The organism is Litorimonas cladophorae, assembly GCF_014652455.1.
GTDB classification, from domain to species: domain Bacteria; phylum Pseudomonadota; class Alphaproteobacteria; order Caulobacterales; family Maricaulaceae; genus Litorimonas; species Litorimonas cladophorae.
In genome coordinates this window covers 350,252-362,957 of the sequence record NZ_BMYV01000002.1, presented here as the reverse complement: position 1 = coordinate 362,957, position 12,706 = coordinate 350,252, and the positions used below count along the sequence as shown (strand labels likewise).

Sequence of the window (12,706 nt, the reverse complement as noted above, 5' to 3'; positions counted from 1 at the left end):
TAACTGCCGAAGTCGATTATTGTGACGGACGACAGATAATTTCCGCAAGAACAGCGCCGCACAACTCTGGCGCACCACCGCAGCAATCTTCCATCAAAAACTCTAAGAGCCCCCGAACACCTACCATATTGGCGCGGTATAGGACGCTACGCCCGTCTCTCTCAGAAGAGATGAGACCCGCAGATTGCAAGATCGCCAAATTGGTCGAGGTGGAGTTCTGCTTCGCGCCCAAACGTTCTGCAATTTCACCAGACGGTAAACCCGCCTCTCCCGCCTTGATCAGCAAACGAAACGCATCCAAGCGCGGAGCATTTGAGAGAGCCGAAAAGGCAGCCAATGATTCATATTTATCCATATATCGGGAATTATAGATATATTATAGAAAAGCAACCATCCGAGGTCACATCACCGAGGCCTATTCCTATCTGAATCAACTCTGTTGACGACACGCCATCTGGCTTCTATATCGCGCCCTCGCGAGCGGGATCGCCACCTAATGAAATCCCGTGACCAGACAAAGGCTAAGACCATGAAAAAAGATACTCATCCAGATTACCACATGATCACTGTGCAAATGGTGGACGGCTCAACATATGAGACACGTTCAACCTATGGCAAAGAAGGCGACACGCTCGTCCTCGACATCGATTCCAAAACTCATCCGGCTTGGACAGGCGGCGACGCTAAATTGATGGACCGCGGTGGACGTGTGTCACGCTTTAAAGACAAATTTGCAGGTTTCGGCGCTTAGTCGACACCCATATCGCAAATGCAAAAAGGCTCCCTCAGGGGAGCCTTTTTTATTGGGCGTATAGCTGCCAATTGATTTGGGAGCGGTTAGCTTTGAAAGCTGCGCGGCTTAGGCCGAACGGCCAAAGGCGGCTTCTAGACGATTAATCTGATCCGCAACCGTATTGCCGGCCTGTGCCGCAATCGATCCATAGAGCGAGCGGTCAAGGCGCATGATCCGCTCATAAAGCTGTTCGGAGCGCGCCAAAAGATCCAGCAAACGAGCCGGTAAAGCATAGGCATCTTTGGCAAGATCAGAAAAACTGAGTGTGCCTTCGGGTTTTTCTTCTGCGACTAAGCGGTATTTATCAGCACGGGCTTCAGACAATTCCATTTCGCCCTCTTTCAACGCACGCTGCACCAGCAGCCAACTCGCCACTTGCATCAAGCGCGTCGTCAACCGCATGGATTGGCTGGCGTAGGTCAGCGCGTCAGAGCGGCCAAGTTGCTTGGAATCCTGACGACCAGGGCCATCCAGATAGGCCGCTGTCTCTTCGACCAAATCCATGCCCTCGCGGAAAGTCTTTCCGAAAAGCTCTGATTTCGTGAACGCGAGCAAACGTTGTTCCGCCTGCGGCGTCAGCGTGTCGGTCAATGTATGTTTCTGAATATTCAAGGGCGAAGCAGCCATGGTTATTATCTCTTGGGTCAGTGTGTCTGGGGCCGCCCTGTTTTGCAAGGCACTGTTGAGGGAGAACTTGCAAGACGCACGCCAGAACAACGCCGCAGCGTGCGCAAAAACGTTGCAGAAGCTCAAAAGTTAACGATTACTTGCTTTTCTTACCAAAGATTGCGTGGGCGGCATCGGTTTCAGCCTGCTTCTTAGCGCGTTCAGCTTCCAATCTTACAATCTCTGCTCGGTAGAGCGCGATTCGTGTCCCTAATTCGTCCACTGACAAACCATAGAGATCCTCGCCTGGGGTAGGTGGTTGTGTGCTAGAAAGTGGCAGGTCATCCCCAAAAATTGACATTGAACGCACTCCTTGCCCTGATTGCCCTGATCCCAATGAATAATTAGGGGCTCTCTTGCCAAATGGATGTTAATCTATTATGTGCAGAGCACCAATAGATGATCACAAGGTCAAAAATTGGTAAAACCACCCCGCCGAGCGGGGTTTTTTAATGCCTGCTTCTTGCTCAGACTCGCTCTGACTTGGATAGACCTCTTGGAGGAAAGACATGACACAGATTTTGATGCCCAAGGCCACCGCCGTTTGGTTGATCGACAACACAGGTATGACCTTCAAGCAGATTTCCGAATTCTGCGCCCTGCACATTCTCGAAGTCGAAGGCATTGCCGATGGCGACGTCGCCGCGGGTATTCGTGGCGCGGACCCGATCGCGAATGGTCAAATCTCTCGCGAAGAAATCGAAAAGGCCGAAGCGGATCCAAATTACGCCATGAAGCCAAATAGCTTTGACTCGGATAAAATCGAGCCAAAGACAAAGAAGAAAGGCCCACGTTACACGCCGCTATCGCGTCGTCAGGACCGTCCAGACGCGATTGCTTGGATCGTCCGCAATCATGCGGATATCACAGATGCACAAATCTCCAAACTGATCGGCACAACCAAGCCAACGATCAAAGCGATCCGCGATCGGACACATTGGAAGATCAACACAATCAACCCAACTGACCCTGTGAGCCTTGGCCTCTGTGGCCAGATCGAACTCGACGCGCTTGTGAAAAAGGCCGCCGAGAAGCGCGCTAAGGAGCAAGCAAAACTGGAAGCAGAAGGCGGCGCACCCCTAGAGCCCCTCGCCGCGCCCAAGCCATTGGAATTGGACAAACCAAAAGTTGAACATACGCTCGAAAGCCTGTTCAAGCCCAACTCGGATTCTTAAGTCGAGACAACCGATTAAAAAAAAGCCCGCTCAACCGAGCGGGCTTTTTTATTGCTCTAAACTTTTCGGGAGACCCACTGAGCCAAAGTTTACTCGTCAACAGGCATCGTGTAGTTCAAGGCCAGACGCCCGCCATCGGCATAGATATGCTGACCCGTGATATAGCTGCTTTCTTCTGAGAGCAGGAACGCCGCGACGGCCGCAATTTCGTCAGGCAACCCAGGACGTCCCAATGGTGTCCGCTGCGTGATTTTCTTCATCGCACTGGCATCGGACAGAACACTGGCAAGCATTTCTGTTTTGATCGACCCAGGGCCAATTCCGTTGACGCGAATGCCATAGGGCGCAAGCTCGATCGCCATGGCGCGCGTCATTTGCTTCATCCCGCCTTTGGAGATCGTATAGGCCAGATAGTCAGGTATCGCGACCGTGTCGTTAATTGAAGACATATTGACGATAGCGTAAGGACGCTCTGTTAGGCGTGAACGATCAGAGCGATCTTCTATTTCGGCCACCATATGTTTAGCGACGGCTTTGGAGACAAGGAAAGCCCCGCGTAAATTCACTGCCAAATTGCGGTCGAAATCCTCAACGCTCATGTCCAACGCGCCACCTTTAACTGCAATACCAGCATTGTTGATCAAGCCGTCGATGCGATTATAGGCGCCCAATGTTTCGGCAATCAGGTTGTGAACGGAAAGCGGATCGGCGACATCGCATTCAACAAATATTGCTCGTTCTGTGCCGGCTGCTAAATCTTTACCCGCCGCCATACCTGCGTCTGTATCGCGGTCGGCCAGAACAACACGATGACCATCTTCGACGAGACGTTGCGCGCAAGCGAATCCAATACCACGCGCGGCCCCTGTAATAATGAAAACCCGATCAGACATCATGACCTCCTTCGATTGAACATAGGCTCAAAAATAAACCCCCACTGGTGATCCACGCAAGGTGGGCCAGTGGAGGCGTCATATAGACCGTCGCCACATCCTTCAACAGATGTAGGACGAAGCTTTTATGTTGGGCTCAGTTGGATTGTGAAAACTGCTGGATTGTTTCTTTGATGTGCAGCTTTTCTTTTTTGAGTTGCGAGACTCGTATATTGTCGGGGAGCGGACTTCGAAGTTCAGCTTGGATTTTTTGTTCCAGATTGGTGTGCTTGCTCTGCAATGTTTCCAAATGTGCTGTTACTGCCATCCTAGGCTCCTTCTTTTTGTCTGATGAATTCACCTTAGCAGAAATCTTCGCCAGAGTCCCGCCCAAGTTGAATACCTCAACAAATTTTCATGGTGAGGGTGAATAAAGCTGAAATATTATCCGCGTGTTGCTGAAAATCACGGCGCTCTCTTTAGGGGCGAGAAACATTGCGCCCTATTCCAATCAAGGCTAAACGCCCGTCATGGACGATTTCACGCCAGATATGCCTGACGAAACAACGCCAGAGGGCCTGTCTGATGACGAGCTTCTAATTTTACTCAAACGCCTGCGCACAGAACATCGCGCTGTCGATAGTGAAATTAAGGCCCTCGCCGAGACGGGTGTAATGGACATGCTGAAAATTCGTCGGATGAAGAAAATCAAACTGGCGATGAAAGATCGAATTGCCTTTATTGAAAATCAGATCACGCCAGACATCATCGCCTAGCCCCCGACGTCGCCCGAATCCCTGCTTAACCCGCGAAAGCGAAGCGTCCGTCTTGTCGCTCCTCTAAGATCATCTCAGCAAGCAATTCGCCGGATCCTGCGCAAAGCGTCCACCCCATATGCCCATGTCCCGTATTGACCCACAGGTTCGATATAGATGTCGCGCTGATGTAAGGTCGACCAACGGGGCTCACAGGGCGTTGAGAGGTCCAAATCGATTGGGGCGCATCTAATCGCTCAAATATATGCGGCGCGATTACGGTCCAACGCGCAATGAGCGCTGTGGGGTCAGTTACGTTCCAACCACCAGAAACGCGAAGGCGATCGGCAAAAATTGTCAACGCCGATCGTGTTTCGCGGTCCATGATCGGACAGCTAGGAAAATCGCTTACATCGGTGGGCAAGGCGAAGTCTGCAGCTGCGCCACTGATCAGTTCTAGGTTCAGTCTTAGGCCCAACTTGACCAGAATTTGAGGTGACCCCGCCCCAGCTGCAACGACGACATGGTCACAGCGAAATTGATGCGCAGATGTCCGGACCGCGAAGCCCTCATCACTGCAGCGCAAATCGAGGTCTTCGGCGTCATAGATAAAGCGCACAGCCCGCGCGGCTAAATTTTTCTCTAAGGCACAGCCAAAGGCCTGCGCATCGCCAGAGCTGTCTTCAGGGAAGAAACAAGCGGGTCGACCAAAGCTCTCGGCCATGCCCATCATGACATCCGTCCGAACGCCCAGATCATTTTGGGACGCCTGCATCGCGCGCGCCGCTTTCAAGCTTGGTTGGAGCTGAATACATCCGGCATCGCGCTCTGCCATGCCAAATTGTTTCATTTTCTCAAGAAGCAAAGTTTTAGAGCGCTTTCCCAAAGTAACCGAAACCCGCGCAGCATCCAGCGCGGCCTGGGTTTGGCGCGCATCTGGATCCCAGCTACAGGCCTGGCTAGGATGGATCATTCCCGAGTTAGAAAAACTGGTGCCTTCGCACGGACCAGAGCGGCCATCGATGACGGTTACACGTGCGCCGCGCTGGGTCAGCTCATCGGCTGTGCAGAGCCCCATCAGCCCCGCACCGATAACAATGATATGTGGCGCGTCAGTCACGGCTCGCGCCCTACACAATTGCAGGAATGGCGGAAAGGCGGAAAGCTTGTCATCACTGTGGTTTCAGGCCAATCATAGGAAAAATTCCGCGCTTGAGCGTAGGTAACTAGGCAAAAGATAATTTTATGCGACTTTCACCCCTGTGTTCTCTCTTTTTATCAGCGGCCGCACTTGCGCTTGTCGCCTGTAGCAGCGCCGATGAAATCGTCAGCGAAGCGGCCTTGATCTGGACACCCCAAGGTCCCGTCCAAGGCGTGACAACAGAGGATGATGGGATTTATAACTTCAAAGGCTTGCCCTTTGCGGCTGCCCCCACGGGTGAGCTGCGCTGGGCGCCACCCGCGCCTGCGCCGACGTGGACGGAAACCCGCGTTGCCGACACATTCGGGAACCGCTGTATGCAACCCGCTGACGTCGAAGGCGGATTTTTCAACCGCCTTATTGAAGGTCACGGTTTGAGTGGCACCAAGAACTTTTTGATCAAAAAAGCTGTCGCCGCGCAGACACCCGCCCCGATTAGCGAGGACTGCCTCTATCTGAACGTTCGCACGGGCAATCTAAATGGCGAGACAAAGCAGCCTGTCATGCTTTGGATTCATGGCGGCGGACACCAATTTGGGTCCAGTGATTTTTCCTATTATCAGTCCAACGGCCTGGTCCAGAAAGACGTTGTTCTTGTGACGATTAATTATCGCCTGGGCGCTTTTGGATATATGGCGCATCCCGCCCTTTCGGCCGCTGATCCCAATGGTGTGTCCGGGAATTACGGTACGCTGGATCAAATGGCCGCGCTGGATTGGGTGCGCGATAATATTGCCAGCTATGGCGGTGACCCAGAGAACATCACGATCTTCGGTGAAAGCGCAGGGGCATGGTCAGTAACGGAGTTGATGGCCAGTCCTCTAGCAGCCGGTAAATTCCACAAAGCCATCTTGCAAAGCGGCGCGTCGACCTATCACCTTGGTCAGATGGACGGCGAAGGCCTAGGCTGGCCGAGCGGCTATTCCATGGGCAAAAAGGTCGCCGACGCAGTGGGTTTGACCGATCCGACAGCGGCAGATTTGCGCGCGATCCCGGCAACCGAGATCATGGCTAAGTTACCGGAAAAAGCCGACGAAGCCTTTCACCATATTCGTGACGGCTATGTCTTTCCGAAAAATGTCGGGCACGCGTTCCGCGACGGCGATATTAATGCCGTTCCGATGATTTCCGGCTATAATTCTGATGAAGGTACGCTCTTCTTCCCTGATGATCCGCAACCGTCCGTCTGGGAGGATGACATGCCGCAGGGCGGGCCAAAAATGGTGGCCGCGCTCAACAAACATTACCCGGATCAAGGGCAACAGCTGGCGACACTTTACGATTTAGAGGCTGACTTCATGGAGGGTGGCACTCAAATGATGGGCGACGATATTTTCGGCGTGAACGTCCGCTATGCGGCGCGGGCCAATGCGGCCACAGGCGCACCGAACTGGCTCTATCATTTCTCGCGCACGCCCCCGTCTAAAAAGCAAACCTTGGGTGCCTTTCATGCGGCCGAAATCTCATTCGTCTTCGACAGCAACGAACCCATTTTGGGGCTTTCAGAAGATGATGAGGCACTGACCGACATGATGGTGGCTGCCTGGACAAATTTTGCCAAGACAGGCGATCCAAATGGCGTAGGGGTGCCCTCTTGGGACCCACACTCAGGTCAGAATTGGATGCATTTCTCTGGAAATACCGGATTGCCCGTCGCCGCAGTAGAAAAAGATATTCGCAATGAAAAGCTCGACGCTCTGGAAACAGGGCTCACGCTAAAGCTACAGCAATTGGATGCGGAATTCGCCCAGTCGGGCGATATTGGCGCTATGAATGATTAAGCGGCTTAATCCTTAAAGATCGTCGTCGTTTGACGGCGACGATCAACGGTGAGCTGTGTGACATCAGGACGAGAGTAATGGCCTGCAGGGTCGAAATTCTGTCGCTCGCGTCGAACAAAGGCGGGGTCAAGTTCGCAAAATCTCAGACCTGTTTCTCCGACGATGGGTTCTAGCACCCAACTTCCGTCTGGGGCGGCGACGCAAGACCCGCCATTGGCGGGCATCTGGCCTAAAGCTGACCGAATTTCATCAGCAAAAGGCGTGTCGTCGCGCACGTCCTCCGGGCGCATAATCGCTGAGGCGGATACGCAATAACTCCGGCCTTCTTTGGCCAACATCGGCGTTAGGTCACGGGTATTGCGGTCATTTCCCGGCCATCCCATGATATGTAAATCTTCGCCTTGCCCATAGAGCGCAGCGCGGGCGAGCGGCATCCAATTTTCCCAACAATTTAAACCGCCGACTGTAAATGCCCCCACACGGTGTGTCACGAGGCCATGCCCGTCACCGGGGCTCCAGACGAGACGTTCCTCGTAAGTCGGTTGCAGCTTTCGGTGGACGGATTGGATTGTCCCGCTCGCGTCGATGTAGACGTAAGAACAATAGAGCGAATGCCCCGTGCGATCACGGGGGCGTTCGATAATGCCCAAGTAACAGGCCATGTTCGCAGCGGCGAGTGCCGCGCAGACGCCGTCCAAATGGCCATCTTCAATCGTCACGGCTTGATCAGCATAATGAGCAAAAATCGACTTCTGCATTTCATTGTCGAATTGCGCCCCGCCCGTGCCGTCCAACCAGAATGGGTAACCGGGCACAAAGCTCTCTGAAAATGCAATCAACCCGGCCTCGCTTTTATGCGCAAGCTCAATTGTTTGAATGACCTGTGCCAAACCACCCTCTCGAGACAGCCAAATTGGGGCCAATTGGGGAAGTGCGAGTTTAAGAGATTCGGTCATAGGAACAGAATAACGCGACATTCACCTTATACCCAAGGATAATTGAAACGACGCCTTCCTGGGTAACGGACACAAATAGGTTTGAGTGCAAGGCGTTTGGGTCTTATCGACAAAATACCGAAGCCAACTTCATAATCCAAAACATAACCGCGTCGGATAATAGCTATCTGTCAGCCTGTGTCATGTGGGGCTGTAGACCCTTCAAAAAAGGGAGCCTATGAAAGTGAAGAGTTTGCGCCTACACACCTTTGCGTAAGGTTTGAGGACGAGCGCCGTGAACACGAACAAGCTCGCCTTCGACTTCCATATTTAATTTCACCGTCGTGACATGCCATCCGACGGAACCCAGCTTCGCCAGTTGATTGGAAGTCAAGCGCAGTCTCACCGCATCATTCAAGTCCTTGAAGCGGATTTGAGCCGTCTCACTTTCGTCCAACACATCCAAAATGGCGCGGCGGATGCAATCATATTTCCACTTCGGAATATTTACGCCCGCGTTTCGACCTTCAGCAGGCGTATAACACGTTACCTTCGGCTCACTCATTATCCCATTCCCCCAAATGCGGTGCGTCTTTTAGCTTAATTCGCCAAAAATGCCAAATCGCGGAGCCGAAAACAATTCTGATACCGTCGATATCCGCTTTGCCAGAGTGCCGACGCCTGTTAGGCGGGAGCATGGCAAATGCACTCACCCTCCGTTTCTTCACCGCGTTGAAGGTGGCGACCCTCGCGGCAACCACAGGCCTAGCCGCTTGTTCAGGCGAGATGCCTGTAGAGAAAGCAATAGTCGGGACTTGGATACAGGAAACACCTGTCTCTATGTCGGCCGACAGGTTGCAGACAACGACATCGAACACGGTTTTAACACTGAAACAAAATGGAGAAGGGTCTTTGTCGCGGGCATTAAATCTGCAAGGCGCAGGCTTACCCGAAGGGGGTATTGATTTGAATGTCGATCTTCGCGGCCGATGGGAATTGAAATCTGGACAATTGATTCAAACCGCAGAGACAACCTTGATCACGCCGCGCACCGTTGACGCGCTTTCAGTCCAATGGGCCGACGCCTTACAAAAACAATCAGAGGGAACGACGGCCTCGGTCAAGACAATCGTCGCCGCCGATAAGAAACAGCTTATCCTGCAAGATACCGATCTTGGGATGACAGATGTATATCGTCGGAAATAACGGAGCAGAAAATGAAATTGAATTTGAAACAGGCGTTTCTTGGCCTCTTCACTGCCTTGGCTTTGAGCGCTTGCGGCGTAGGCCCATCAGCAGATGAATTAATTGTCGGCGATTGGGTTCAAACGAAATCTATCGAGGTCGATGATGCGGGCGTTAGCCTTGAAATTTCAGATTCCTCTATCCGGTATTTATCCGATGGAACGTCTCAATCCTCCGCACGCTTGAAGATCGGTAATGTCCCAGCGGACCTATCGACCTATCAAGTCGAAGCCGTGGGAACATGGGCCATCACAAATTCAAATCTGGTCGAAAAGATCACCCAAGCCGATGTCATTAACACGAGCGGGAATCCGCAGGCGGCGGCTATCGCTCAACAAATGGCAGACACCATTTTGGCCGCAGAGCCTTCATCAGCGGAAATTTTGGCGCTTACGGAAACTCAATTAACGCTGCGGGAGACGGAAGCCAATTATACGATCCAGTTTGAAAAGCGCTAAGGATGGGATTTTATAGCCGACATATTTTACCGCGCTGTTTAGACATTGCCTGCGGTGTTGGCCCAGTTGAGAAACAACGTGCCAAAGTCGTGCCTCAAGCCAGAGGACAGGTCGTTGAAATTGGGATTGGTTCGGGACTAAACTTGGCCCATTATGACCCGTCTCAGATTACTGGCGTGATTGGCGTTGATCCAGATGATCACATTTGGGCCCGTAGCACAGAACGTCGCGCCGCAGTAGATTTCCCGATTGAGCGCATTGGCTTATCTGGCGAGTCTATCCCATTAGATGATAAGACTGCCGACACCGTGGTCGTCACCTACAGTCTGTGCACTATCCCTGATCCTGTTGCAGCCTTGCGCGAGATGCGTCGCATTCTACGTCCTGACGGCGAGATCTTGTTTTGTGAGCACGGGAAAGCTGCCGACCCTAAGATATCGCGCTGGCAATCCCGTATTGATCCCGTCTGGAAGAAGATTGCAGGGGGCTGTCACAGCGGACGAGATATTCCAGCACTTTTTGCGCAAGCAGACCTTACGATCCATGATTTGAAACAGGGCTATATCCCTGGGCCGAAAATCTTGGGGTATAATTATTGGGGCCGCGCGACTTAGAGACGGACCAATAGGTTATTCAGTCTGCGTGTCGACCGACGCGCATGATTCGCCTGAATGACGGGCTGCTTTCCATTGGCTTGGGGTCATGCCGTACCAACGTCTAAACGCACGATTCATGGCGGGTTGATCATTATAGGCCAAGCCCAAGGCGATTTGAGAGAAGCTTTGTCCTTCGGCCAAATATTCATGAAAAAGGCCCTGACGTACCGCGTCAACCCGATCACGGAAAACTGGGCCTGACCGTTTCAGCGCCGTCCGAAATGCTGACCACGTCAATCCCATCCGGTCTGCAACCACATGAGAGGTTATATGACCGTTTTTTATGGCCGCTAGGATCGCCGCATTCACAGATGTGTCAAAGGACTTGGTGCAGGCTCCCTGCCCGATCATATTGTCCAATCGCTTCTTGATCCGCACAAGCCGCTCGGGATTATAAGACATCAATGTATCGGCCATCGCGATATCTGAAAATTGCAGGCTGGTTTGTTCTGCGTTAAATTGAATAGGAATTTGGTAGATCGCCTCATGGGTCTTCAAATTTTCTGGCGCGGCATAAGGGAGCTGTACACCCAAAATTTCTTCGCCGGACCCCCAAGACAGCCAATGATAAGCCGCGAAATAGGCGCCCATGATTACATCGGTAATGCGGCGATATCGTTCCATATCTTCGTAATGTGGCGAGAAGACCATGAAGTTTTGGTCTGGACCATCTTGAACAAATGTGACTTTTCCGACGTCGATAGCCAGTTTTTGATATTGGTCGTTCATCTTGATAACGGCTTCAAGATTTTTGCAATATCCATAAACACTTCCCGTCTCAGCAAATGTCGCGACACGGAATTTATGCCCGACGCGTAATGCAAGCTGAGGATCACCGAGTGCCTCTGAAGCAAAATTGAGTAACTCAAGAAAAGGCTCAACAGACAATCTTGCGTCAGGGTTTTTGAACGCGTCCTCTCCAATATTGAGTAAAGAGAGAGATTTTTCCCGTGGAAACCCGAATCCCGCAAGTAAGCCCAGATTCGTATTGAGGTAGCGGTAAGAAAGCGTCATTTTCATCAGGAAATGCGCCCAATTCTTCTCTGCTTAACCAACTTCGCGTTATAGTTTTGCATCCGTAACCTCATTTAAGGTGAACTAAACCTTAAAGAAATTATCAGAAATGACAAATGAAATGATCGTTAAGGACAATCCTTGCCGTCAAAATTCGGTTAGAAATTATCCCGTGGGGCAACCACGTTATTGGTCATGACGCGCATTAAACATCGTTTAGTTACGCGTCATGACCAGTGTGGACACATTAGGCCGAGACATGTTGTGGGGCACAACATCGTTTCGGCCTAACCCGTTTTACAACCCAATTTATCGCTAAGCTTTTTTCGTTTCGACGGGCGGCAAGTCTTTGAAGTTCCCTGCCCGTTTTTGTTTCCCGGCCATCATGGCTTCCATCATTTCTGAGGGTATCAACATAGACATGTTCCAAATCGCGATATTGTCGAGGGCATCCGCGGTACTGTGATCGCGAGAATATGTGATCGCGCGTTTACAGCCATAGACCGCGAGCGGAGGCTTGGACGCAATCTCACGCGCCATGTCCATCACAGCGCTCATCATGGTTTCATGATCAGCATAGACTTCATTAAACAGCCCCCGCGATTTACATTCTTCCGCGCCCATCTTGCGGCCCGTATAGGCGAGCTCGCGGACGATACCTTCGGGCATGTGATTAAGGATGCGAGGGAATGTCCCAACATCAGCCGTCATGCCCACATTGATTTCGTAAATCGTGATGAAGCTATCGGCAGTACCATAGCGCATATCGCAGGCCGTGATCAGGTCGACGCCACCGCCGTAACAGCCACCTTGGATCGCCGTAAGAACAGGGATGCGGCAATTTTCAAGCGACGACAATGACGCCTGCAGACGTTTCACATCAATGTAGAAACTTGCGCCATATTGCGGCGCATTTTTATCTTTGGCACCACCAATATCTTGGAACATTCCGACATCGATTCCCGCGCTGAAAACGGGGCCTGTTGAAGACAGTACAATTACGCGCGCTTTCGAATTTTCATCAATATCCCGCACAATACGCGGCAGCTCTTCCCAGAACGCGGCAATCATCGCGTTGCGTTTTTCTGGGCGGTTCATTTTCACATGCGCGACGCCATCGGCAATTTCGACATCAAAACAAGTATAAGACATTTC

Annotated in this window: 17 protein-coding genes; 7 read left to right on the top strand and 10 right to left on the bottom strand. The window is 51.9% G+C overall.

Annotated features, from left to right (window positions below; genetic code table 11):
- Nucleotides 1-16: 16 nt before the first annotated feature.
- Nucleotides 17-355, bottom strand: coding sequence for an ArsR/SmtB family transcription factor (locus IE073_RS09530; protein ID WP_189584840.1), 339 nt, complete (start codon nt 353-355; stop codon nt 17-19).
- Between the two features lie 174 nt (nt 356-529).
- Between IE073_RS09530 and rpmE the strand changes: the two genes are divergently transcribed.
- Nucleotides 530-751, top strand: coding sequence for a 50S ribosomal protein L31 (rpmE, locus tag IE073_RS09525; protein ID WP_189584839.1), 222 nt, complete (start codon nt 530-532; stop codon nt 749-751).
- A gap of 108 nt (nt 752-859) precedes the next feature.
- On the opposite strand, the gene rcdA is transcribed toward rpmE, so the two are convergent.
- Nucleotides 860-1,420: a protease adaptor protein RcdA gene (gene rcdA / locus IE073_RS09520; RefSeq protein WP_189584837.1), complete on the bottom strand. Its 561-nt coding sequence runs from the start codon at nt 1,418-1,420 to the stop codon at nt 860-862.
- 136 nt (nt 1,421-1,556) lie between these two features.
- Complete coding sequence (locus IE073_RS09515) at nt 1,557-1,760, bottom strand: DUF1192 domain-containing protein (protein WP_189584835.1); 204 nt, start codon at nt 1,758-1,760, stop codon at nt 1,557-1,559.
- 208 nt (nt 1,761-1,968) lie between these two features.
- On the opposite strand from IE073_RS09515, the gene IE073_RS09510 reads away from it, so the two are divergent.
- Complete coding sequence (locus tag IE073_RS09510) at nt 1,969-2,634, top strand: DUF1013 domain-containing protein (RefSeq protein ID WP_189584828.1); 666 nt, start codon at nt 1,969-1,971, stop codon at nt 2,632-2,634.
- Between the two features lie 89 nt (nt 2,635-2,723).
- On the opposite strand, the gene IE073_RS09505 is transcribed toward IE073_RS09510, so the two are convergent.
- Nucleotides 2,724-3,530, bottom strand: a complete 807-nt coding sequence (locus tag IE073_RS09505; RefSeq protein ID WP_233349969.1) for an SDR family NAD(P)-dependent oxidoreductase — start codon at nt 3,528-3,530, stop codon at nt 2,724-2,726.
- Nucleotides 3,531-3,663: 133 nt separating this feature from the next.
- Nucleotides 3,664-3,834: a YdcH family protein gene (locus IE073_RS09500; protein WP_189584827.1), complete on the bottom strand. Its 171-nt coding sequence runs from the start codon at nt 3,832-3,834 to the stop codon at nt 3,664-3,666.
- Nucleotides 3,835-4,036: 202 nt separating this feature from the next.
- Between IE073_RS09500 and IE073_RS09495 the strand changes: the two genes are divergently transcribed.
- Nucleotides 4,037-4,282, top strand: coding sequence for a YdcH family protein (locus IE073_RS09495; RefSeq protein ID WP_233349967.1), 246 nt, complete (start codon nt 4,037-4,039; stop codon nt 4,280-4,282).
- 25 nt (nt 4,283-4,307) lie between these two features.
- Here the strand turns inward: IE073_RS09495 and IE073_RS09490 are convergent, their stop codons facing one another.
- Nucleotides 4,308-5,381, bottom strand: a complete 1,074-nt coding sequence (locus tag IE073_RS09490; protein ID WP_189584824.1) for an NAD(P)/FAD-dependent oxidoreductase — start codon at nt 5,379-5,381, stop codon at nt 4,308-4,310.
- Nucleotides 5,382-5,506: 125 nt separating this feature from the next.
- On the opposite strand from IE073_RS09490, the gene IE073_RS09485 reads away from it, so the two are divergent.
- Nucleotides 5,507-7,243, top strand: a complete 1,737-nt coding sequence (locus IE073_RS09485; RefSeq protein WP_189584821.1) for a carboxylesterase/lipase family protein — start codon at nt 5,507-5,509, stop codon at nt 7,241-7,243.
- A 5-nt stretch (nt 7,244-7,248) separates the two neighbouring features.
- Here the strand turns inward: IE073_RS09485 and IE073_RS09480 are convergent, their stop codons facing one another.
- Nucleotides 7,249-8,199, bottom strand: coding sequence for a carbon-nitrogen hydrolase family protein (locus tag IE073_RS09480; RefSeq protein WP_189584819.1), 951 nt, complete (start codon nt 8,197-8,199; stop codon nt 7,249-7,251).
- Nucleotides 8,200-8,437: 238 nt separating this feature from the next.
- On the bottom strand, nt 8,438-8,743 hold the full coding sequence (locus tag IE073_RS09475; protein ID WP_189584816.1) for a DUF6958 family protein: 306 nt from the start codon (nt 8,741-8,743) through the stop codon (nt 8,438-8,440).
- A 131-nt stretch (nt 8,744-8,874) separates the two neighbouring features.
- Between IE073_RS09475 and IE073_RS09470 the strand changes: the two genes are divergently transcribed.
- Genes IE073_RS09470 through IE073_RS09460 form a run of 3 tightly spaced genes read left to right on the top strand, consistent with a single transcriptional unit; the run spans nt 8,875 to nt 10,495 of the window.
- Nucleotides 8,875-9,384: a hypothetical protein gene (locus IE073_RS09470; protein ID WP_189584812.1), complete on the top strand. Its 510-nt coding sequence runs from the start codon at nt 8,875-8,877 to the stop codon at nt 9,382-9,384.
- An 11-nt stretch (nt 9,385-9,395) separates the two neighbouring features.
- Nucleotides 9,396-9,881: a hypothetical protein gene (locus IE073_RS09465; protein ID WP_189584810.1), complete on the top strand. Its 486-nt coding sequence runs from the start codon at nt 9,396-9,398 to the stop codon at nt 9,879-9,881.
- Nucleotides 9,882-9,883: 2 nt separating this feature from the next.
- Complete coding sequence (locus IE073_RS09460; RefSeq protein WP_189584807.1) at nt 9,884-10,495, top strand: class I SAM-dependent methyltransferase; 612 nt, start codon at nt 9,884-9,886, stop codon at nt 10,493-10,495.
- 15 nt (nt 10,496-10,510) lie between these two features.
- Here the strand turns inward: IE073_RS09460 and IE073_RS09455 are convergent, their stop codons facing one another.
- Both IE073_RS09455 and IE073_RS09450 read right to left on the bottom strand, forming a co-directional pair.
- Nucleotides 10,511-11,557, bottom strand: a complete 1,047-nt coding sequence (locus IE073_RS09455) for an AraC family transcriptional regulator (RefSeq protein WP_189584804.1) — start codon at nt 11,555-11,557, stop codon at nt 10,511-10,513.
- Nucleotides 11,558-11,866: 309 nt separating this feature from the next.
- Complete coding sequence (locus IE073_RS09450) at nt 11,867-12,703, bottom strand: enoyl-CoA hydratase-related protein (protein ID WP_189584800.1); 837 nt, start codon at nt 12,701-12,703, stop codon at nt 11,867-11,869.
- Nucleotides 12,704-12,706: the final 3 nt, after the last annotated feature.